The organism is Azospirillum sp. TSH58 (genome assembly GCF_003119115.1).
Lineage (GTDB): Bacteria > Pseudomonadota > Alphaproteobacteria > Azospirillales > Azospirillaceae > Azospirillum.
The window spans coordinates 270614-292072 of the sequence record NZ_CP022366.1; the positions used below are offsets into that span (position 1 = coordinate 270614).

The following is a 21459-nucleotide window of genomic DNA, read 5'->3' on the forward strand; positions in this document are numbered from 1 at the left end:
TCCGCGCTCACATGATCCCGAGCAGGCGGATCAACCCCAGACCGATGGCGCCCAGCGCCGCCAGCGACAGAACCACCGCCGCGGTGACGCGCAAGCCCGCCCGCGACAGCATCCGGACATCCACCCCGAGCCCCAAGGCGGCCATCGACAGCACCGTCAGGATGCCCGCCGCGGTCTGGCTGGCCGCCAGGGCGGCGTCCGGGATCAGCCCCGCCGCCCGCAGCCCGGCCAGAGCCAGGAAGCCCAGGATGAACCAGGGCACCAGCCGGCGCAGGGGCGGACGGACCTTGGCGCCCCCTTCCTTGGCGTCCTTCCGGGCCGCCCCCTCCGGCTTCGCCATCAGGGCCAGCGCCACCACCACCGGCCCCAGCATCAGCACGCGCAGCAGCTTCACCAGCGTCCCGATTTGGACGCTCAGCGCGCCGACCGGCGCGGTCGCCGCCAGGATCTGCGGCACCGCGTAGACGGTCAGCCCGGCGAACACCCCGTACTGCATGGGGCTGAGCCCGAGCAGCGGCACCAGCAGCGGCAGGCCCAGCACCACCAGAACGCCCAGCACCGCCGTGAAGGCGATAGCCGCGGCCACATCGTCGCCGTGCGCCCCGATCACCGGCGCGGTGGCCGCGATGGCCGAGTTGCCGCAGATGGAGTTGCCGCAGGCGACCAGCACCGCCATGCGCGGCGGCAGGCCGAGCAGGCGCCCGATGCCGTAGCTGACCGCCAGGGCCAGGGCGACCACCCCGGCGATCCCCGCCACCAGCCCCGGCCCGGCCGCCAGGATCGTGTCCGGGTCGATGGAGGCGCCCAGCAACACCACCGCGACCTCCAGCAGGGTCTTGGCGCTGAAGTCCGTTCCCGCCTTCCAGCGCCGCCCCGGCGCCCAGAGGCTGCGCAAGGCCACCCCGATCAGGATCGCCAGGACCAGCGCCTCCAGCCAGGCCTGCCCGAAGATCCGCACTTCCAGGCTTTGCAGAGCCAGCGCCGCGCCGCTCACGCCGGAGCAGAGCAGAATCCCCGGCAACAGGGCGTCCAAGGACCGGCGGGGCGATGAAAGAGCAGGGGTCGGCATGGCGTCCTCGAATTCCGATGCCGGGAAGCTGCGCCCTCTGGACCGTTCGTACCAACGGATTATACTGGATGAATCATTCGGATTTATCGAACGATTGACAGGCAGGGGACCGGATGACTCTCGAACAGCTCCGCATCTTCGTGGCGGTCGCCACGCAGGAGCATGTGACGCGGGCGGCGGCCTCCCTGAATCTGACGCAGTCCGCGGTCAGCGCCGCGGTCTCCAGCCTGGAGGCGCGGCACGCCGTCCGCCTGTTCGACCGGGTGGGCCGCCGCATCGAGCTGACGGAGGCCGGTCGCCTGTTCCTGGACGAGGCCGCCGCGGTGCTGGCCCGCGCCGAGGCGGCGGAGCGCATGCTGGCCGACCTGTCGGCGCTGAAGCGCGGGCGCATCGCCATCCACGCCAGCCAGACCATCACCGGCTATTGGCTGCCCGAACGGCTCGTGGCGTTCCACCGGCGCCATCCGGACGTCGACGTCGCGGTGAAGGCCGCCAACACCGCCCAGGTCGCCAGGGCCGTGCTGGACGGCGCCGCCGACCTCGGGCTGGTGGAAGGGGAGGTGACGGACCCGCTGCTCGAACAGGACCGTCTGCCCGGCGACCGCCTGCTGCTGCTGGTTGGCGACGGTCACCCCTGGCGCGGGCGGAGCGACCTGCCGGCGGCGGACCTGCACCGTTCCCCCTGGGTCCTGCGCGAAGCCGGGTCGGGCACCCGCTCCGAGTTCGAGGAGGCGGTGCGCGGGCAGGGCGGGGCGCCGGAGGACTTGCCGGTGGCGCTTGAGCTGCCGTCGAACGAGGCGGTTCTGTCGGCGGTCACGGCCGGGGCGGGGGCCACCGCCCTGTCCGATCTGGTGGCGCGCGGCGCGCTGGCGGCCGGGCACCTGCACCGCGTGCCCTTTCCGCTGCCCGAGCGGCCCTTCCGCCTGCTGCGCCACCGCGAGCGCGGCTTGAGCCACGCCGCCCGGACCTTCCGCGCTCTTCTGCTGGGGGAATAGGGCAGGGGAGGGGGCTCAGACCACCTCGTCGAACTCGACCCTGGGAATGTCGATCCAGCCCTCCGGCTCGCCGGCGTCCTTGCGCCAGAAGATGACCGGCAGGTCGGCGTTCAGCACGCGGGCGATGGAGGCGCCGCGGGCCGTCATCAGCTCCTTGTACTCCGCGGCCTCGACGATGCGCACGCCGTAGCCGGGGATGCGGTCGGCCTGCAGCACAGGGCCGAGCGCGTTCTTGAACTTGCGCAGGTCGTTGTCGGAGCCGACCCGCTTGCGCAGCGGCTCCAGCGCCATCCAGAAGGCGTTGCCGTGGCCCAGATGGGCGCGGGCGATCTCGTAGAGCCGCTTCTCGATCGGCTTCAGCGCGAAGTAGTCTTCCGAATAGGTCAGCAGGTTGTTGCCCAGCGCGGCGCGCACCACCCAGTTCGACAGGACCAGGGTCAGGCCGCGGACCTGCCGCTCGCCGTCCTTCTTGCCGCGGCGGTACAGCAGCTTGTAGTCGGAGATCCAGGAGAAGGCGCCGCTTTCGCCCTCGCCCCCGGCCTCCAGGTTGGTCTTGATCTGCGTGCCCTGCAGCCGCTCCAGCGCCCCTTCGATCTTGTCGTAGGCGCTGCCCCCGGCGGTCTTGCCGACGATGCGCTGGAGGTCGCTGGTGGTGAAGTGCAGCTTGCCCACCTCCGGCCCCATCTTGCCCTCGGCCATCTTCTCGCGCAGGAGCGAGACGGCGTAGATCAGCACCGACTTGTCCCAGATCGTCGCGACGCCGACGTCGCGCGGGGCGCGCACCTCGATCTTCACCTTGCCGTCGTCGTAGGTGGGAAGGCTTTCCACCTTGTCCTTGGACAGGCCGAACAGCGAATAGGCCATCAGGGCCCGGTCGTTGTTCACGTCGCCGCGCAGCGGCGAATCCAGCCGCAGCGCCAGCTGGACCGGACGGTCCAGCAGTTCGGCGTTTTCCTTGTCGGTCTTGTGGTCGTCCATGCACCCAGTCTCCCCGGCCGCGCCGCTGGCGGTTACGGTCATGATTCCCGATACGCCCCGCATGTTCCACGACGCAGGCGCCAACGTCGCCATTCTGCCGAAAGATTCCTCACCGGCCGGAAACGACGCTGTGACCGTACGGGCGGATGTCGCCGTTCTGCCAGTTTCCCCGGACGCTGTGCCCCGCTGGAGGGTCTCCCTGCCGAAAGCGTCCGCGTTCTGACGGTCCGGACTCCCGACAAGCCGCAAAATGGCGCTGAAAGGCTTGGATTCCCTGACTCTTTCCGGAATCCCGAGGGTCCAAAGGCCGCCGCGGAGGGAGCACATTGGCAGAACGGCGACACTCGGTTGCGCGAGTCGGAGTCCGATTCTCGGCCGATTCCCGGAGTCACCGATGGGCCACAGACCAGATTATTCGGCAGAACGGCGACATCCGGCGGAGTCCGACGCTCCGGCGCGCCGCCCCGTGCGCTGGAATCTTTCGGCAGAACGGCGACGTTTTCCGCCCGGTTTCTCGGCAGAACGGCGACACCCGGACGTCGTCCGCCACCGCTCCATGGGGCTCAAAGCCTTGATTCCACTGACTCCATGCTCCCGCATCGGCGCAACCGGAGCGATTCCGACGCACGTATTTGAATCGTGGACAGCCTGTCGGGGCCACGACAACATCTTGCGTAACGGGCTCACCAAAGCCCGAACCGATAGCTTTTGGGCCGGGATTTTTGGGCCAGGATTTTTGGCTGGCGGTCCCGAACCGCCGCGACACGCCGAAGGGGACGACGATGACGTAAAGGAGGAGACGACCTCCGGAAACACAAAGGGCACAGGTTTGGCGACCTGTGCCCTCGTGCACACCGAAGTGTCGAAAACCGATGGAAGACCGGGAGAACCGGACCCCGCATCAGCGGTTTGGCGACTTCATGATGCCAGGGCAGGTTCGGAAAACCAAGTGGAATCGCGGATTCCACTGACGCTCCCGCTTTGTCTTCCGCCGGGATCGAAGCGCTGGATCATGGGAAGACAATGACCCCGTACACGACCTTGTACCGGCGATGGATCGCTGTGCCCGGCGTCGGAGCCGCGGAAATCGCGGTGCTCTCCGGCCTCTACGCGCGTGCGGACGCCGCCGGCGTCTGCGCCGGTCTGGTCCAGGACGAGCTGGCCGCCGAACTCGGCAAGAGCCGCCCCTGGCTGTCCGCCGTGCTGACGAAGCTGCAGGCGCCGGACCTGTCCCTGGTGGAAGCCCGCCGCGAACGCGGCTTCCGCGGCATGGTCTATGCCCTGGTGGGCGCGCAGGACACCGACTCTTCCGGTCGGCCCGCCGACACCACCGGTCAGCCGGCTGACGGACTCCTAAGGACAGGGAATCCCCTGAATCCTGATTCTCAAAACTCCTCCTCCTTCCGGGCGGGGGGATCGGTTGGGGCATCAGGCATCAGGAACCGAGACACCCCGGCGAAAGACGCCCTCGCCGAGGACTGGCAGCCGGACGCCGCCGATCTGGCCTGGGCCGCGGAGACCCGTCCGGAGGTCGATCCGGCCGCCGTGACCCGCAAGTTCGTGTCCTGGTGCCGCAAGGCCAACGCCCGCAACGGCTACAGCCCGGCCGACCCGTCGGGCGCCTGGCGGAAATGGGTGACCCGCGAACTGGTCGCCCCCGCCGCGGCACCGGACGGCGAACGGCCCGAAGGCACCGTCGTCCCCTTTGAAACCACTTCCCGCCGCCCCTCCAACCGGAGCGACCAGAATGACCGTCACAGCCCTGATCGCCAGCTCTCCGAGCTTTCCCGCCAGCGCCGCTCCGCCGACGCCGGACATGGCGTGGCTGCCCGCAACGCCGGCGTCCTCTCTGCCCTGCGCGATCGCCTCGCTCGCCCGGCTTGAGCGCGCCGACCTGCGCTTCGAGATCGCGGATCGCACGCCGGAGGAGATCGGGGCGCTGGCCGAGCGGGTGGAGGCCGCCCTTGAAACCGCTTGCCCGGCCATCGGCGTGGAGAATGTGCTGACCGGCATCGAGAAGCTGGCGGCCCGCTTCGGCCTGGAGCTTCCGGACGCCGATATGCTGGAGGCCGACATTCTCGAGATGGCCGGCTGGCCCGCCGAGGACTGGATCGCCGGTTTCCGCGGCGTCTGGTCCTCCTTCCGCTCCGGCTACCGGCGTTTTCCCACGGTCGGCGACTTCCGCGCCGCCGCCGGCCAGGCTTCGGTGACCGGCGGAACGGCGCCCCTGCGCCGGCTGGCCATGGCCCTGCGCCAGGAACAGCAGATCCGCGCCCGCGAAATCGCCCATCGCCGCCATCAGAAGGAGAAGGAAGCGGAAACCGCCCGCCACCAGCAGGCCGCCGCCCTGGCCGCCCCTCCGGCGACGCCGACGATCCCGCCGCATCCGGCAGTGGTTTCCGCCCCGATCGCCGCCACGTCGGACGATCCGCAAGTGGACTTGGCTCCCACGCCGCCTTTGCCTCAGACGACACCGGTCATCCCCAAAATCTTCACAAGGGATCGGTCTGTCAATTCTGCTCATACCAGGGTATGTGAAGGACAGGGCAGCGCATTTTTCAGTAAGCGACCGCGCATAAAAAGTTCAACCCGAGAACCCAAGCGGCTCCATGACTGTGGAGCGAGCCAAGGGGGTGGAACGGAAGCTTGGCAGACCCTTTATTATTCCAACAGGGTAACGCCTATATAATCAGTCTCATCCCATCGTTTCAGATTCCGGTGGCGAAGCACGAAAGGGCGGAGCAAGATGCAATAATCTGTTTGTGCCCCGAACCTTTCGGATTGTCCCTCCATGCCTTTGAAGACGGTGTTCCGTCAGCAACCGATGACTCTGCACGGGTACCTGCTGAGGCTTGTGCTCGTGACGTTGGTGCCGATGCTCCTGCTCGGCGGCATGCTCATCGGCTGGCTGGTGCAGCAACAGCGGGAAGCCGTCGAAGACAACATGTCGGACACGGCGGAAGCGCTGGCCCTGATCGTGGACCGGGAACTGGGGGCGACCATCGAGGCGCTGCGGGCGCTGTCCCGCACGGACACTCTGGCCGCCGACGATCCCGCCGGCTTCTATGAGCGGGCGAAGCTGGCGCTGACGCAGCATCCGTCCTGGACCAGCATCGCGCTGATCGAGCCGTCGGGGCGGCAGATCGTCAACACGGCGGTCCGGCACGGCGTCCCCCTGCCGGACGTGCCCCAGCGCGACGCGATGCAGCGGCTGACCGCGACCCGTCAGCCGGCGGTGTCCGATCTGGTGACCGCGACGGCGGCCGAGCGTCCGATGATCGCCGTGATGGTGCCGGTGCTGCGCGACGGCGGCCTGCGCTACGTCCTGTCGGCGGTGGTCGACCCGCAGACGTGGAGCACCCTGCTGGAGGGCTTCGAGACGCGGTCCGGCCTGATCGCCGCGATCATCGACGGCGAGAACCGGATCGCCGCCCGCTCGCGCGAGCATGCGAAGTATGTGGGGCGGGGGGTACCGGACTGGTTCCTGAAGGCGCGCGGGACGGCCGACACCGGCAACTACCGCGGCGCCACGCTGGACGGCGTGGAGATCATCGGCGCCTTCCACCGCACGCAGCTCGCTGACTGGACCCTGGTCGCCGCGACGCCGACGGAGGCCGTGCTCAACCCGCTGAACCGCACGGTCGTGCTGGCGCTGGGGCTGGGCTTGGTCCTGCTGGGCGTGTCGCTGGCGTCGGCGGCGGTCTTCGCGCGGCGGCTCGCCCATCCCGTCCGCGAACTGGCCGCCCATGGCGCCAGCCTGATGGAGGGGCGGCCGATCCGCTACGACGGCGGCGTGCCCGTGCGCGAGATCGACGATCTGCACCGCGTCCTGGCCGAGGCCAGCGCCGCGCTGGTCGGCGCCAGCGAATCCGCCGCCCATGCGGAGGCGCGCTACCGCTCCATCGTGGACACGGCGGTCGACGCCATCGTGGTCATCGACCGGGCCGGCGTCCTGCACGGCTTCAACCGCGCCGCCGAGCGCATCTTCGGCTACGCCGCGGAGGAGGTGATGGGCCGCAACGTCAGCATGCTGATGCCCGATCCCGACCGCAGCGCGCATGACGGCTATCTGGAGCGCTACCACCGCACGGGGGAGCGGCGGATCATCGGCATCGGGCGCGAGGTGACGGGCCAGCGCAAGGACGGGTCGGTGTTCCCGCTGGAGCTGTCGGTCGCCGAATGGAAGGCCGACGGCGAGGTGCGCTTCACCGGCATCGTGCGCGACATCACCGCCCGCAGGACGGCGGCGGAGGCGTTGCTCGCCGCCAAGGAGGCGGCGGAGCGTGCGATGGAGCGTGCGATCACCGCAGCGGACGAGGCCCGGCGGGAAAAGACCCGCGCCGAGAAGGCGGAGCGGGCGAAGACCCAGTTCCTGGCGGCGGCCAGCCACGATCTGCGCCAGCCCGTGCAGTCGCTCTATTTCTTCGCGCAGGTGCTGGGCGACAAGCTGCATGGCCATCCCGGCCACGAGCTGGTGACCAGCATGGGCCATTCGCTGGACGCGCTGAAGCTCCTGCTGGACGGGCTGCTGGACGTGTCGCGGCTCGACGCCGGGGCGGTGGAGCCCAGCGTCACCGAATGCGCGGTGGGACCGCTGTTCGACCGGCTGGCCACGGAATACGGGCCGCAGGCGGACGGGCAGGGGCTCCGGCTGCGGGTCGTGCCGACCTCGCTGTGGGCGCGCACCGACCCGATGCTGCTGGAGCGCATCCTGCGCAACCTGATCGAGAACGCGCTGCGCTACACCGAGCGGGGCGGCGTCGTGGTCGGTTGCCGGCGCCGCAACGGCGCGCTGCGCATCGAGGTGGCCGACAGCGGCGTCGGCGTGCCGGAGGAGTTGCAGCAGGCCGTCTTCGAGGAGTTCTTCCAGATCGGCAACCCCGAGCGCGACCGCGCCAAGGGGCTGGGGCTCGGCCTCGCCATCGTGAAGCGGCTGGCCGGGCTGCTCGGCCACACGATCGCCCTGCGCTCGCGTCCCGGACGGGGCAGCGTCTTCTCGGTGGAGCTTCCCTCCGTGCGCGCCCGCGCCGTCCTGCGCCGCAACGCGCCCGACCGCGCCAACGACGACGGGCAGGGGCTGGTGGTGGTCATCGACGACGAGGCCATCGTGCTGCTCAGCCTGCGCACCCTGCTGGAGCAGTGGGGCTACGAGGTGGTGGCCGCCGTGTCGGCGGAGGAGGCGGTGGACCTGCTGCACGGGCTGGGCCGGCTGCCGGACCTCATCATCGCCGACTACCGCCTGCGCGAGGGGCGGACGGGGGTCGAGGCGATCCGCGACATCCACGGCGTCTGCGGCGTGCGCATCCCCGCCGTGGTGCTGACCGGCGACACCGCGCCCGAACGCATCACCGAAATCCGCGGCGCCGGCTTCCGCCTCGTCCACAAGCCGATCACCCCGCACATCCTGCGCGAACTGCTGAAGCCCGCGGCCTGACCGGGAACCATCGGTTTGTAAAGGGCCGGTTTGTGAAGGTCCGGTTCGCGAAGGCCGGTTTTTGACCCTGGCTGCCCGCCGGCCGGGTCTTTAGTTTTTCCGCCTCCTTGGGGAAGACGGGAAACGGGACATGAACTGGAGCAAGGGCCTGTGGCGGGGCTGGCTGGCCGCCGCCCTGCTGTGGGGGGCGGTGGTCGCCGCCTTCGCCGCCGCCGATCTGCACGGACGCCACCCGTTCGCCGGTCTTTACGCCTATTCGGATGCGAGGGACGCCTTCCTGCCGCAGCACTACACCGCCGACGAGGCGGTGGTGGAGGACGGGGTGCGGCGGGGAGTCGTGGCGCGGACGGATTTCCCCGACGGCACCACCCTGGCCGCCCCGCCGGACCTCGGCGAGGAGCGCGTGCGGGCGATCGCCGAGCGTTTCTGGGCGGAGCGCTGGGCGCGCCGGGCGGAGGTCCTGTGGCCCTGGGCCCTGCGCGCCGCCGTCCCGCCGCTGCTGCTTCTGCTGTCCGGCGCCTTCGCGCTGTGGATCGCCCGGGGTTTCCGCCCCACGGTGGCTCCGGAAGAGATGGTCGTGGAGACGGCGGGCGCGGAGGATACGCCGAAGGCGGCCTTCAACACCCGGTCCGCCGGCGGGCTGCCGCCCTTCATCCGCTCGCTCGGTCCGGACCCCAAGCGCCGCCGCGTGCTGGGGGCGGGCCGGTAAAGGCCGCCCCGGTAAAGGCCGGCCAAGTCAAGCCCATGCATCGTTCGGGCGGCAACCGCCCAACATCGCGGTAACCCGCGGTGACGCGCAAGCATCTCCGACGGTCGGCATCCCGAAGGCACAAAGGAACAGGAGCCCCGGCATTGGGTTGATGGTGGCGGAGCCGCGTCCACGGGGCGCGGATGTTCTCCAGGCTGCGCGTTTGTCCGTCCGTCCAGGCGTTCGGGCCGTTCACCATCATGGCAGCGCGTGGCGCAAGGCGCTGCCAGCGGGCCAGACCAAGAGGAGACCTGGGTGTCGGAGCCGACCAAGACGGACAAGATCCTGACCGGAATTCCAGAATTCGACCTGATCCTGAGGGGTGGGCTGCCGCGCGCGCGGCTTCATCTTCTGGAAGGCGCGCCGGGAACCGGCAAGACGACCATCGCGCTTCAGTTCCTTTTGAAAGGGCTGTGCGACGGCAGGCGCGGCCTTTACGTGACCCTGTCGGAAACCGAGACGGAGCTGCGCGCCTCGGCCAGAAGCCACGGTTGGTCGCTGGACGGCATCGGCATCTTCGAACTCGTCCCGCTGGAGGCGCAACTCGACCGCCAGCAGAGCGTGCTCTATCCGTCCGAGGTGGAACTGGGCGAAACCATGCGCCTGATCACCGACCGGATCGAGGCCGACAAGCCGGACCTCGTGGTGATCGATTCCCTGTCCGAGCTGCGCCTGCTCGCCCAGGACCAGCTCCGCTACCGGCGGCAGATCCTGGCGCTGAAGCAGTATCTGCAGGGACGCCAGTGCACCACCCTGGTGCTGGACGACCTGACCAGCCAGACCGGCTCCATGGAGCTGCACAGCCTGATGCACGGCGTGGTCAGCCTGGAGCAGATCGAGCGCTCCTACGGCGCGGCGCGGCGGCGGCTGCGGATCGCCAAGATGCGCGGCTCCGAGTACCAGAGCGGCTGGCATGATTTCGCCATCACGCCGGGCAACGTGCTGATCTTCCCGAGCCTGATCGCGGACGAGCACAAGACCCGGTTCGAGCCGACCGTGGCGTCGAGCAGCCTGAGCGGGCTGGACGAGCTGATGGGCGGCGGCCTGACGCGGGGCACGACGACGATGCTCGTCGGCCCGTCGGGCGTGGGCAAGTCGTCGATCGCCCTGCAATATGTCATGGCGGCGGTGCGCCGCGGCGAGCACGCCGCCTATTTCTCCTTCGACGAATCCTTCGAGACCCTGGCGCTGCGCAGCACCGCGCTCGGCATCGACATCGAGGAGGCGGTGCGCAAAGGGGAACTGGGCTGGGAGCGCGCGAACCCGTCGCGCCTGTCGCCGGGCCAGTTTGTCTGGCAGGTCCGCCGTCAGGTGGAGGACGAGAAGGCGCGCGTCGTGGTGATCGACAGCCTGAATTCCTATCTCAGCACGATGCCCGAGGAACAGGCGCTCATCCTCCAGATGCACGAGCTGCTGTCCTATCTGAACAACCAGGGCGTCGTGACCATCCTCATCCTCGCCCAGCAGGGCATCGTCGGCGACATCCAGAATCCGGTGGACCTGTCCTTCATGAGCGACACGGTGGTCCTGCTGCGCTTCTTCGAGGCGGCGGGGGAGGTGCTCAAGGCGATCTCGGTGGTCAAGAAGCGCACCGGCATCCATGAGCTGGCGATCCGTGAATTCCGCCTGTTCCCCGACGGCATGCAGGTCGGTCCGCAGCTTCTGGAGTTCCAGGGCGTGCTCACCGGCGTGCCCAGCTATGGCGGTTCGTCGGACCCGCTGCTGCGCGGGCGGAGCGGGACGGGCTGACCGCAGCGCATGAACGCCCCGATCCTCGTGTTCGCCCCGCAAGGCCGGGACGCGGAGGTCATCCGCCTCGTGCTGGACGAGGTCGGCATGACCGCGCGGATCTGCGCCGATCTGCCGGCCCTGTGCGACGGCCTGGCGCAGGACGTCACGGCGCTGATCCTCTCCGAAGGCGCGTTGCCGGGGGCGGGGATGGAGCCCCTGATCGCCCGATTGGAGGCCCAGCCGCCCTGGTCGGATCTGCCCGTTCTGGTGCTCACCGCGCGCGGCAACCGGTCGGCCAGCAAGGCGCGGTGGGCCCAGCTCCAGCGGCTCGGCAACGTCACGCTGCTGGACCCGCCCCTGCACGCCGAGGCGCTGCAAAGCGCGGCGCGGTCCGCGGCGCGGACCCGCTCGCGCCAATACCGCACCCGGGCGCTTCTGGCCGACATCGAGCGGGCCAACGACGAGTTGGAAAGCCGGGTGGCGGAGCGGACCCGGGCCCTGCAAAGCGAGATGCAGGAGCGCCGGAAGGCCGAGGAGGCGTTGCAGCAGGCCCAGAAGATGGAGGCGGTCGGCCAGCTCACCGGCGGGATCGCCCACGACTTCAACAACCTGCTGCAGGTCATGCTCGGCAACCTGCACAGGTTGCAGACCACGCTGCGTGCCGACGACCCGCTGCTGCGGCACGTCGCCATGGCCGTCACGGCCGGCGACCGCGCCGCGGCGCTCACCCGGCATCTTCTGGCCTTCGCCCGGCGCCAGCCGCTGATGCCCCGCAGCCTGGACATGAACGCCCTCGTCGCCGCCATGAGCGGCCTGATCCAGCAATCCGTCGGCGAGTCGATCCGGGTGGAGACGGTGCTGGCCGACGGGCTCTGGCGGACCTGGGCGGACGCCAATCAGGTCGAAAGCGCCCTGCTCAACCTCGCCATCAACGCCCGCGACGCCATGCCGGACGGCGGGCGCCTGCGCATCGAGACGAGCAACGCCGTCCTCGACGAGACCGTCTCCGACCCGCAGGGGGACATTCTTCCCGGACGCTACGTCCTGCTCCGCATCACCGACACCGGCATCGGCATGCCGCCGGACGTCCTGGAGCGGGCCTTCGAGCCCTTCTTCACGACGAAGCCGATCGGCCAGGGCACCGGCCTCGGCCTGAGCCAGCTCTACGGCTTCGCCCGTCAATCGGGCGGGCACGCGGCGATCCGGTCGCAATCCGGCCGCGGCACCTCCGTCAGCCTGTATCTTCCGCAGCACGACGGTGTGGACGGCGCCGACAGCGCGGCCCCCGCTGCGGAAGCGGAACCGCAGGACCGGTCCCGCAACGATGAAACCATCCTGGTCGTCGAGGACGAGGCCCTTGTCCTCATGCTGTGGGTCGAGGCTCTGGAAGGGCAGGGATACCACGTCCTGCAGGCCGCCGAACCCGAGTCGGCGATCGCGATCCTGGAGTCCGACGCGGCGATCGACCTCCTGGTCACCGACGTCGGGCTGCCCGGAATGACCGGGCGGGATCTGGCGACCCTGGCGCGGGGGCTCCGTCCCGGGCTGAAGGTTCTGTTCGTGACCGGCTACGCGCATTACGCCGCTCTCGAACCGGACAGCCTTGGACCGGGCACGCGGATGCTCAGCAAGCCGGTCGGCGTGGACACCTTGCAGACCACCGTCCGCGCCCTGCTGGACGGGGATTCGGCCTGACGCCGCGCCGGTCGGCGAACCGGGGCGGGCGAACCGGGGCGAGTGAACCTGGGCGGGTGAACGGCGGCAACTCGACAAGCTCCACGCACATCGCCTACAACCGGTCATCCGTCCTGTGGGTGGAATGGGAACCGGTTTGAACGGAGCAACGTCAGCACGGCCATCGGCCTCCCCTCTCCATTGCGGGGAGCCGGGCGGGGCGAGCGGGCATCGCGAGGGAGGCGCCGCCGCGCTTGTGGCGCCTGCGTCCCGCGGGCGATCCGGGCTGGCCGCGGCGCTGGCCGCCGTCCTTCTGCTGATCCTGGCCCAGGTGCCGGGGCAGGCGGTCGCCATGCTGTCCGCCGGTCTCGCGCAGTCCTTCTGGGCGGCGTCGATGTGCGGGCCGGACGGGGCGTCGGATCGGATGCCCTCCGCGCCCGATCAGCCCAAGCACGATCTGGAGCATTGCCTGGGCTGCCAGCTTGGCTGCGCGCCTCCGGCGATGCTGACCCCGGCGGATGTCGCCGTTCCGCCGCCGCGCCTGTCCGGGGCGTTGCGCGCGCTTCCCCTTCGGACCCGCAAGCTCCGCCGCCGGAGCGTTTTCCGCCCGAACGCCCGTGCCCCGCCGATGACGCGTCCTGCCCCGACCAAGTGACCGTTCGACTCATCATTCTCTTTGCAGGACACCGTCATCATGAAGAAGCACGCCGTGGCGCTCGCCGCGCTGATCGCCCTGACCGCCGGCACCGCGCTGGCCCATGGTTTCAAGGCCGGGCCGGTCGACATCGAACATCCCTGGGCGCGCGCCACCGCGCCCTCGGCCCCGAACGGCTCGGCCTACATGGTGCTGAGCACCCACGGCCCGGACAGCGACCGCCTGCTGTCGGCCAGCACGCCCGTCGCCGACAAGGCGGAGCTGCACACCCACCTGATGGACAACGGCGTCATGAAGATGCGCCAGGTCGATGCCATCGAGGTGTCGCCCGGCTCGCCGACCGCGCTGCAGCCCGGCGGCCTGCACGTCATGCTGTTCGGCCTGAAGCAGCCGCTCGCTCCGGGCAAGGCGTTCCCGCTGACGCTGACCTTCGAGAAGGCCGGGCCGGTGACCGTCCAGGTGGACGTGCAGAGCGCCGGGTCCGCCGCGCCGTCCCACGGCGGTGCCGGCGGGCCGCAGGCCGGCGGCACGCAGCACAAGCACTGACGGGCACGCGCCGCGCCGGCCTGTCGCCAAGGGCCGGCGCGGCCGCAACCGGCGGTCGGTGTTGAGGGTGGTCGGTACTGATATACCAGCATCGCATTTGACCGTCCGGCCCCATGGGCGCAGGGTGTGGCGCGCCGGTCCGGCAGAAGGCCGGCGCGCCACAGGAAGGAACGCCCCGCCCATGACTTCCCCCATGAGCGCCGCCCGATGACCGCCACCGAAAAGGCGCTCTCCGCCAGCTCCTCCGGGCGGGCGGGCATCGCCTGGATGCTGCTCACCACGCTTCTGTTCGTGACGCAGGACGCGACGCTGCGCGTCCTCGTGCAGACCTATCCCTTCGCGGAGGTCGCCTGGGCGCGCTTCGCGGTGCATCTGGCCATCGCCTTCGTCGTGGTGGCGCTGCGCTCCCCCAGCCACCTCATCGCCCGGCGCCCGGGGATGCAGATCCTGCGCTCCACGCTGCTGGCCGTGCTGACCCTGCTGGCGGCGGTGTCCTACAAGATCCTGCCCTTCGTCGATGTGGCGGCGATCGCCAACGTGGCCCCGGTCCTGGTCGCCGTCCTGTCCGTTCCGCTCCTGAAGGAGAAGGTCGGCTGGCGGCGCTCCCTGGGGGTGTTCGGCGGCTTCATCGGGGCGATGATCATCATCGGCCCGGCCAGCCTCGTCTTCCAGTGGGCGATCCTGCTGCCGCTGGCCGCCGCGCTGTGCAACGCGCTCTACCAGATCGTCACGCGGCTGCTGCGCGGCGGCGATTCCACGCTGACGACCTTCTTCTACACCAGCATGGCCGGGACGGTGCTCTGCGGGCTGCTGCTGCCCTTCGGCTGGACGACGCCGGACCTGACGGGGGCGGCGCTGATGATCATGCTCGGCGCGCTGGGGGCGTGCAGCCATTACTGCCTGATCCGCGCCTACTCGGTGGCGGACGCGGCGACGGTGGCGCCCTTCGGCTACACGACGCTGATCTGGGCGGTGCTCTACGGCCTGCTGGTCTTCGGGGAGCCGCCCAGCGCCTCGACCCTCGCCGGTGGTCTGGTGATCGTCGCCGCCGGCATCTACATTTTCCACCGCGAGCAGGTGCGGGCGCGCGAGGCGGCATCGAAGGACGTGGTGAAGGAGGCGGCGAAGGGGGGCTGAACCAGCCCCTTTTCCCAGGAGTTCCCTATGCCGGAGGCACGTACACAGGACGTTCAGGTACCCGAAATATCACGGGCCGTATGCGTCGAACTGTAACATGCTCCGCGTACCGTACGCCTGCCGGTGAGGGCCGGCGTTTTTTCATCCACAAGCAACGAGAACAGCAATGAACGGACTGCCCAAGCAGACGTGGCGCTGCCGCGTTGCCGAACTGTTGAACGATCCCGTGGTCCAGGCCGTGTTGCGCCGGGACCGCCTGACCCACGAGCAGGTTCTGGCACAGCTCACCCCCATTGCCGAGCACCTGCGCCGCAACACCTCCCCCGAACGACCCGCAAGGCGGCTTCAGCGCGAAGCCTTCTGACCCTTCCCATGAGAAAAGGCCGCCCGGTGAACGGGCGGCCTTCTTCTTTCACGCCGATGGCGCGGATCAGCCGGCGATCTCGAACTTGATCCCCTGGGCCAGCGGCAGGGCGCGGGAGTAGTTCACCGTGGCCGTCTGGCGGCGCATGTAGGCCTTCCAGGCGTCGGACCCGGACTCGCGCCCGCCGCCCGTCTCCTTCTCGCCGCCGAAGGCGCCGCCGATTTCCGCGCCCGACGGGCCGATGTTGACGTTGGCGATGCCGCAGTCGCTGCCGGACGCCGACAGGAAGCTCTCGGCCTCGCGGATGTCGGTGGTGAAGATGCAGGAGGACAGGCCTTGCGGCACCGCGTTCTGAAGCGCGATGGCCTCCTCCAGCGTCTCGTAGGTCAGGACGTAGAGGATCGGGGCGAAGGTCTCGTGGCGGACGATGTCGGTCTGGCCCGGCATCTCGACGATGGCCGGCTGCACGTACCAGGCGTCGGGATACTGCTCCGCCAGCGCGCGGCCGCCGCCGGTCACCACGCCGCCGTCGGCCTTGGCCTGCTCCAGCGCGCGCTGCATGCCCTCATAGGCGCCCTTGTCGTTCAGCGGGCCGACCAGAACGCCGGACTCCAGCGGGTTGCCGATGGGAACGGAGGCGTAGGCGGCCTTGAGGCGCGGCAGCAGCGTGTCGCGCACGTCCTTGTGGACGATCAGGCGGCGCAGCGTGGTGCAGCGCTGGCCGCAGGTGCCCACCGCCGAGAAGACGATGGCGCGCACCGCCATGTCGAGGTCGGCCGACGGCGCCACGATCATGGCGTTGTTGCCGCCCAGCTCCAGGATCGGGCGGGCGAAGCGCTCGGCCACCTTCAGCGCGACCTCGCGGCCCATGCGGGTCGAGCCGGTGGCCGACACGATGGGGACCAGCGGGCTGGCGACCAGCGCCTCGCCGACCTCGCGCCCGCCGTTGACGACCTGCAGCAGGTCCGCCGGGGCGTCGCCGAAGCGGGCCACGGCGCGCTCGAAGATGCGCTGGCAGGCGAGCGCGGTCAGCGGCGTCTTCTCCGACGGCTTCCAGATCACCGGGTCGCCGCAGACCAGCGCCAGGGCGGCGTTCCAGGCCCAGACCGCGACGGGGAAGTTGAAGGCGGAGATCACCGCGCAGGGACCCATCGGGTGCCAGGTCTCGCGCATCGCGTGGCCCGGACGCTCCGACGCGATGGTCAGGCCGTAGAGCTGGCGGGACAGGCCGACCGCGAAGTCGCAGATGTCGATCATCTCCTGGACCTCGCCCAGGCCCTCCTGGAAGATCTTGCCCATCTCCAGCGTGACGAGACGGCCGAGATCCTCCTTGGCGTCGCGCAGCTCCTCGCCCAGCAGGCGGACCAGCTCGCCGCGGCGCGGCGCCGGGACGGAGCGCCACGCCTCGAAGGCGCGCTGGGCGCGGGCGGCCACCTCCGGGATCTCCGACGCCGGGGTGACCGGCGCCACGCCCAGCGCGGCGCCGTCGATGGGCGAGCGGACGGACAGGCCGGCCCCGTCGGCGGGAAGCTCAAGGCCGAGGCGGGAGAGAAGATCGCGGTGCTGCATGGAAAAGGTCCTCGGTAAGGCAACCGGTGGAGGGGTGGCGCATGGCGGGGAGGTCCGGCAAAAGCGCAACCCCCTCACCCTAACCCTCTCCCCGGAGGGGAGAGGGGACTTTTGGTTAGCGCTGGCGCCCGGCGGCGCGGATGTCGGACAGGCTGCGGTTCGGCGTCAGGGCCTCGGGGTCGAGCCTGACGTGCAGGAGGGCCGGCCGGCCGGCGGCGCGGGCGCGCTCGAAGGCCGGGGCGAACTCCTCCGTCCGCTCCACCGTCTCGCCATGGCCGCCATAGGCGCGGGCGAGCGCGGCGAAGTCCGGGTTCGTCAGGGCGGTGCCGGACACGCGGCCCGGATACTCCCGTTCCTGGTGCATGCGGATGGTGCCGTACATGCCGTTGTCGATGACCAGCACGATGAGGTTGGCGCCCTCCTGCACGGCGGTGCCGAACTCCAGCCCGGTCATCTGGAAGCAGCCGTCGCCGGCGAAGCAGACCACGTCCCGCTCCGGATGCAGCAGCTTGGCCGCGACGGCGGCGGGCAGGCCGTAGCCCATCGAGCCGCAGACCGGCGCCGCCTGCGTGGCGAAGCGGCGGAAGCGCCAGAAGCGGTGGACCCAGGTGGCGTAGTTGCCGGCGCCGTTGGTCAGGATGGCGTCGTCGGGCAGGGTGTCGCGCAGCCAGGACATGACGGCGCCCATCTGGACGTCGCCGGGGATCGTGGCCGGCGGCTCGCTCCAGGCGGTGTAGGCGGCGTGCGCGGTCTCGGCCTGCCCGGCCCAGGCGGGGGAGGCCGGCGCCTCCAGCCCGGCGACGGCGTCGAGGAAGCCGCCCGGCGTGGCGTTGATGGCGAGGTCGGGGTTGTAGACGCGGCCCAGTTCCTCCGCCCCCGGATGGACGTGGATCAGCGTCTTGCCGGTTTCCGGGATGCCGAGCAGCCCGTAGCTCTGCGACGGCACCTCCGAGAAGCGGCCGCCGAGCAGCAGGATCACGTCGGCGTCCTTCACCAGGGCGACCAGCTTCGGGTTGATGCCCAGCCCGATGTCGCCCGCGTAGTTCGGGTGCGCGTGGTCGAACAGCATCTGGCGGCGGAAGGTGACGGCCACCGGCAGCGCGAACGTCTCGGCGAAGACGTGCAGCGAGGCCACCGCGTCCTCGGTCCAGCGGGAGCCGCCGGCGATCACCAGCGGGCGCTTCGCCCCGGCGAGCAGCCGCCCGACCTCGGCGACCTGGGCGGGGGTGGGGGCGCTGTCCACCGGCTGGGCCGGGCGGGCGGCGGCGACGTCCGCCGTCTCCACCAGCATGTCTTCCGGCAGCACCAGCACGACCGGGCCGGGACGGCCGGCGAGCGCGGTGTGGAAGGCGCGGCTGACCATCTCCGGCACGCGGTCGGCGCTGTCGATCTCCGCCACCCACTTGGCCATGCCGCCGAACATGAGGGTGTAGTCGACCTCCTGGAAGGCGTCGCGCCCGCGCATGCCGCGCTCGATCTGGCCGATGAACAGGATCATCGGGGTGGAGTCCTGCTGCGCCACATGCACGCCCGGCGCGGCGTTGGTGGCGCCGGGGCCGCGGGTGACGAAGCAGATGCCCGGCCGGCCGGTCAGCTTGCCCTCGGCCTCCGCCATCATGGCCGCACCGCTCTCGTGGCGGGCGTTGATCGTGCGGATCGGGGAGTCGTGCAGCGCGTCCAGCACGGCGAGGTAGCTTTCGCCCGGCACGCAGAACACGCGCTCGACGCCCTGCGCCTCCAGCGCATCGACGATCAACTGGCCTCCGGTCTTCATAGCGCGCTCGTTCCTCGGCTGGGCGTTCAAATCCTCCTCAATCTGGCGGCAGGCCCCGCCCCGCGCAACCGACTTTCTTTCCCCGGGTCATGAGCTATAGTCATGACCCATGGGTCTGCAACGCCGCCTTCTCCCGTCCATGAGCGCGCTCTCCGCCTTCGAGGCGGCGGCGCGCACCGGCAGCTTCACCGCCGCGGCGCAGGAGCTGGCGCTGACCCAGGGCGCCGTCAGCCGGCAGATCAAGGCGCTGGAGGACCAGCTCGGCGTCCCGCTGTTCGTGCGCCGCGACCAGCGGGTGACCCTGACCCCGGCCGGCGAATCCTACGCGGCGGAGGTGCGGGAGGCGCTGCACCGCGTGGGGGCGGCGACGCTCAGGGTCATGACCGCGCCGCAGGGCGGCGTGCTGAAGCTGGCCGTCCTGCCGACCTTCGGCACGCGCTGGCTGGTGCCGCGCCTGCCCGCCTTCCAGGCGGCCCACCCGCAGGTCATCATCCATTTCATGACGAAGATGGAGCCCTTCGACTTCCGGTCAGAGGATCTGGACGCCGCCATCCATTTCGGCGCCGCCGACTGGCCCGGCGCCGTGTGCGAGCGGCTGATGGAGGAGGAGGTCCTGCCGCTCTGCGCCCCGTCCTTCCTGGCCGCCCACCCGATCCGCGCGGCGGCGGACCTCGTGGCCCTGCCCCTGCTGCACACCACCAGCCGGCCGGAGGCCTGGCGGGACTGGTTCGCCGCCCAGGGCATCGAGCGGCATGAGGGCGCCGGCATGTTCTTCGAGCAGTTCTCCACCACCGCCCAGGCGGCGATCACCGGGTTGGGGGTGGCGCTGCTGCCGACCCTTCTGGTCCAGGCCGAGATGCGGGACGGGGCGCTGGTTCCGGCGCTGGACCGGCCCTACCGGAACCCGGACCGCGCCTATCACCTCGTCCACCCGCCATCCCGCGCGCACCACCCGCCGCTGGTGGCGTTCCGGGAATGGCTGCTGGGGGCCTGCGAGGCCGCGGATGCGATCGCTTCCGCGCGCACCGCCAACACGGCGTGAGCCACGTCCGAAGCGATTGGAAACACAGCGAAAATCTCTTCTCGACCGATCGGGGGAGGGGAGAGGGCCGGGACGGGGCGTCTTCGTCAGGGCAGACAGGCCCTGCCCGTATGACGTTTTTGCTGCAAATTCATGACGCCCGGCGTTAAGAGGAAACGGCAGAACCGACCGAGAGAACCGTTTCCATGCTGCTGCTGCGCGCCATCCGCTCCATGATGCCGAAGGAAGAGCGGGTCATTGAGCAATTCATCGAGCAGGCCCGCCACATCGTCGACGCCGCCGCCGCCCTGGAAGCCGTCATGCAGGCCGGTCCGGAGGAGCGCGCCGACCGCACCGCGACGCTGAAGCGGATCGAGAAGGACGCCGACCGCGTCGCCAAGGACGCCGGGCGCGGGCTGCACCGCGCCTTCATCACGCCCTTCGACCGGTCGGAGATCCAGGCGCTGATCAACGCGCTGGACGACTGCATCGACCTGATGGACGAGGTGCCGCGCCTCGCCGCGCTCTACGGCATCGAGACCTTCGACGACCGGATGATGCGCATGGCGGCGATCGGCCGCCGTCAGGCCGCCCTGCTGTCCGAGGTCATGCCGCTGCTGACCAAGATCTCCGTCCACGCCGACCGCATCCTGCACATCTGCGGCCAGATCTCCGACCTGGAGGACGAGGCCGACGAGATCCTGCGCGACGCCATGAAGTCCCTGATCGCCGAGCGTCCGGAGATGATCGACTTCCTGGGCCGCCGCGAGGTCTACGAACTGCTGGAAGCCGTCACCGACCGCTGCGACGACGTGGGCGACCTGATCGAAGGCATCACCCTGGATCAGGCGTAAGGGCGGTTCTCGCCCAAGGGCGGGGGAGCGAAAGTCGCTCCCCGCTCACATTCGGCTCAGACCTGGGCCATGCCGCCGTCGGCGAACAGTTCCACGCCATTGACGAAGCTGCTGTCGTCCGACGCCAGGAAGACGGCGGCCTTGGCGATTTCGTCGGGATCGCCGACGCGGCCCAGCGGCACCTGCGCCGCCAGATAATCCACCAAGCCCTGCTGCTGCGCCGCGTCCGGACCGGCCAGTTCGACCAGACCCGGCGTCCGGATCGGACCGGGGCTGAGGGTGTTGACGCGGATGCCGCGGTCCTTCAGGTCGAGGATCCAGCTGCGGGCGAAGTTGCGCACCGCCGCCTTGCTGGCGCTGTAGACGCTGAAGGCCGCGGTGCCCATGCTGCCGGTGGTGGACCCGGCGAGGATCACCGACGCGCCCCGGCCGAGCAGCGGCAGCGCCTTCTGCACGGTGAACAGCACGCCCTTCACATTGCGGTTGAAGGTGTCCTCGTACTGCTCCTCGGTGATGGCGCCCAGCGGCAGCATGCCGCCGCCGCCGGCGTTGGCGTACAGCACGTCGAGGCGGCCCGCCTCGCTGTGGATCTGGGCATAGAGCCGGTCGAGATCGGCCAGATCGGACGAGTCGGCCTGCACCCCCGTCGCCGTGCCGCCGGCGGCGCGGATCGCCGCGACCGCGGCCTCCAGTTCGGACCGGCGGCGGCCGGTGAGATAGACGACGGCGCCTTCGGCGGCGAAGCGCTTGGCCGCGGCGAGGCCGATGCCGCTGGTGGCGCCGGTGACGAGGGCGATCCTGCCGTCGAGCTTGCGTGACATCCGAATTCTCCTTGGTTTGGGTCATTGGCTGGTCACAAAGCTATCGACGTCCGGAACGCATCGAAATAGAAACGACTGAAAACCATCGT

At 70.2% G+C, this 21459-nt stretch carries 18 protein-coding genes; 13 read left to right on the forward strand and 5 right to left on the reverse strand.

The window, feature by feature from the left end; translation table 11 throughout:
* Positions 1-7 precede the first annotated feature (7 nt).
* Positions 8-1069 (reverse strand): YeiH family protein, encoded by a 1062-nt coding sequence (locus TSH58p_RS19920; RefSeq protein WP_109071999.1) that lies wholly within the window; start codon positions 1067-1069, stop codon positions 8-10.
* Between the two features lie 113 nt (positions 1070-1182).
* On the opposite strand from TSH58p_RS19920, the gene TSH58p_RS19925 reads away from it, so the two are divergent.
* Positions 1183-2064, forward strand: a complete 882-nt coding sequence (locus TSH58p_RS19925; RefSeq protein ID WP_109071998.1) for a LysR substrate-binding domain-containing protein — start codon at positions 1183-1185, stop codon at positions 2062-2064.
* A 15-nt stretch (positions 2065-2079) separates the two neighbouring features.
* Here TSH58p_RS19925 and TSH58p_RS19930 read toward each other — a convergent pair whose 3' ends face one another.
* Positions 2080-3042: a replication initiator protein A gene (locus tag TSH58p_RS19930; protein ID WP_109071997.1), complete on the reverse strand. Its 963-nt coding sequence runs from the start codon at positions 3040-3042 to the stop codon at positions 2080-2082.
* Between the two features lie 1023 nt (positions 3043-4065).
* On the opposite strand from TSH58p_RS19930, the gene TSH58p_RS19940 reads away from it, so the two are divergent.
* The 10 genes from TSH58p_RS19940 (at position 4066) to TSH58p_RS19985 (ending at position 15331) form a co-directional block, all read left to right on the forward strand.
* A complete protein-coding gene (locus tag TSH58p_RS19940; RefSeq protein WP_109071996.1) occupies positions 4066-4926 on the forward strand; it encodes a hypothetical protein in 861 nt (286 codons plus the stop codon).
* Positions 4808-5731, forward strand: a complete 924-nt coding sequence (locus TSH58p_RS34145; RefSeq protein ID WP_247874246.1) for a hypothetical protein — start codon at positions 4808-4810, stop codon at positions 5729-5731. The genes TSH58p_RS19940 and TSH58p_RS34145 overlap by 119 nt, the downstream gene beginning before the upstream one ends.
* Positions 5732-5833: 102 nt before the next feature.
* Positions 5834-8476, forward strand: a complete 2643-nt coding sequence (locus tag TSH58p_RS19950; protein ID WP_109071994.1) for a PAS domain S-box protein — start codon at positions 5834-5836, stop codon at positions 8474-8476.
* A gap of 130 nt (positions 8477-8606) precedes the next feature.
* Positions 8607-9185, forward strand: coding sequence for a hypothetical protein (locus TSH58p_RS19955; protein WP_109071993.1), 579 nt, complete (start codon positions 8607-8609; stop codon positions 9183-9185).
* A gap of 294 nt (positions 9186-9479) precedes the next feature.
* Positions 9480-10973, forward strand: a complete 1494-nt coding sequence (locus TSH58p_RS19960; RefSeq protein WP_109071992.1) for an ATPase domain-containing protein — start codon at positions 9480-9482, stop codon at positions 10971-10973.
* Between the two features lie 9 nt (positions 10974-10982).
* On the forward strand, positions 10983-12650 hold the full coding sequence (locus TSH58p_RS19965) for an ATP-binding protein (RefSeq protein WP_109071991.1): 1668 nt from the start codon (positions 10983-10985) through the stop codon (positions 12648-12650).
* Between the two features lie 235 nt (positions 12651-12885).
* The gene (locus TSH58p_RS19970) at positions 12886-13284 is read left to right on the forward strand and encodes a DUF2946 family protein (protein ID WP_247874244.1); all 399 of its coding nucleotides are present in this window, start codon (positions 12886-12888) and stop codon (positions 13282-13284) included.
* Positions 13285-13323: 39 nt separating this feature from the next.
* Entirely contained in the window at positions 13324-13830 is a 507-nt protein-coding gene (locus TSH58p_RS19975) for a copper chaperone PCu(A)C (protein ID WP_199230217.1), read from the forward strand.
* 207 nt (positions 13831-14037) lie between these two features.
* Positions 14038-14967 carry a DMT family transporter gene (locus TSH58p_RS19980; RefSeq protein ID WP_109071988.1) on the forward strand — a complete coding sequence of 310 codons (930 nt, stop codon included), beginning with the start codon at positions 14038-14040 and terminating at the stop codon, positions 14965-14967.
* 166 nt (positions 14968-15133) lie between these two features.
* Complete coding sequence (locus TSH58p_RS19985; RefSeq protein WP_109071987.1) at positions 15134-15331, forward strand: hypothetical protein; 198 nt, start codon at positions 15134-15136, stop codon at positions 15329-15331.
* A 66-nt stretch (positions 15332-15397) separates the two neighbouring features.
* Here TSH58p_RS19985 and TSH58p_RS19990 read toward each other — a convergent pair whose 3' ends face one another.
* The gene (locus TSH58p_RS19990; RefSeq protein ID WP_109071986.1) at positions 15398-16900 is read right to left on the reverse strand and encodes an aldehyde dehydrogenase family protein; all 1503 of its coding nucleotides are present in this window, start codon (positions 16898-16900) and stop codon (positions 15398-15400) included.
* A 115-nt stretch (positions 16901-17015) separates the two neighbouring features.
* Positions 17016-18674, reverse strand: a complete 1659-nt coding sequence (locus TSH58p_RS19995) for a thiamine pyrophosphate-binding protein (RefSeq protein ID WP_109071985.1) — start codon at positions 18672-18674, stop codon at positions 17016-17018.
* Between the two features lie 109 nt (positions 18675-18783).
* On the opposite strand from TSH58p_RS19995, the gene gcvA reads away from it, so the two are divergent.
* A complete protein-coding gene (gene gcvA, locus TSH58p_RS20000) occupies positions 18784-19716 on the forward strand; it encodes a transcriptional regulator GcvA (RefSeq protein WP_109071984.1) in 933 nt (310 codons plus the stop codon).
* A 185-nt stretch (positions 19717-19901) separates the two neighbouring features.
* On the forward strand, positions 19902-20549 hold the full coding sequence (locus tag TSH58p_RS20005) for a DUF47 domain-containing protein (protein WP_035682258.1): 648 nt from the start codon (positions 19902-19904) through the stop codon (positions 20547-20549).
* A gap of 56 nt (positions 20550-20605) precedes the next feature.
* Here TSH58p_RS20005 and TSH58p_RS20010 read toward each other — a convergent pair whose 3' ends face one another.
* Positions 20606-21370 (reverse strand): SDR family NAD(P)-dependent oxidoreductase, encoded by a 765-nt coding sequence (locus TSH58p_RS20010; RefSeq protein ID WP_109071983.1) that lies wholly within the window; start codon positions 21368-21370, stop codon positions 20606-20608.
* Between the last annotated feature and the right edge of the window lie 89 nt (positions 21371-21459).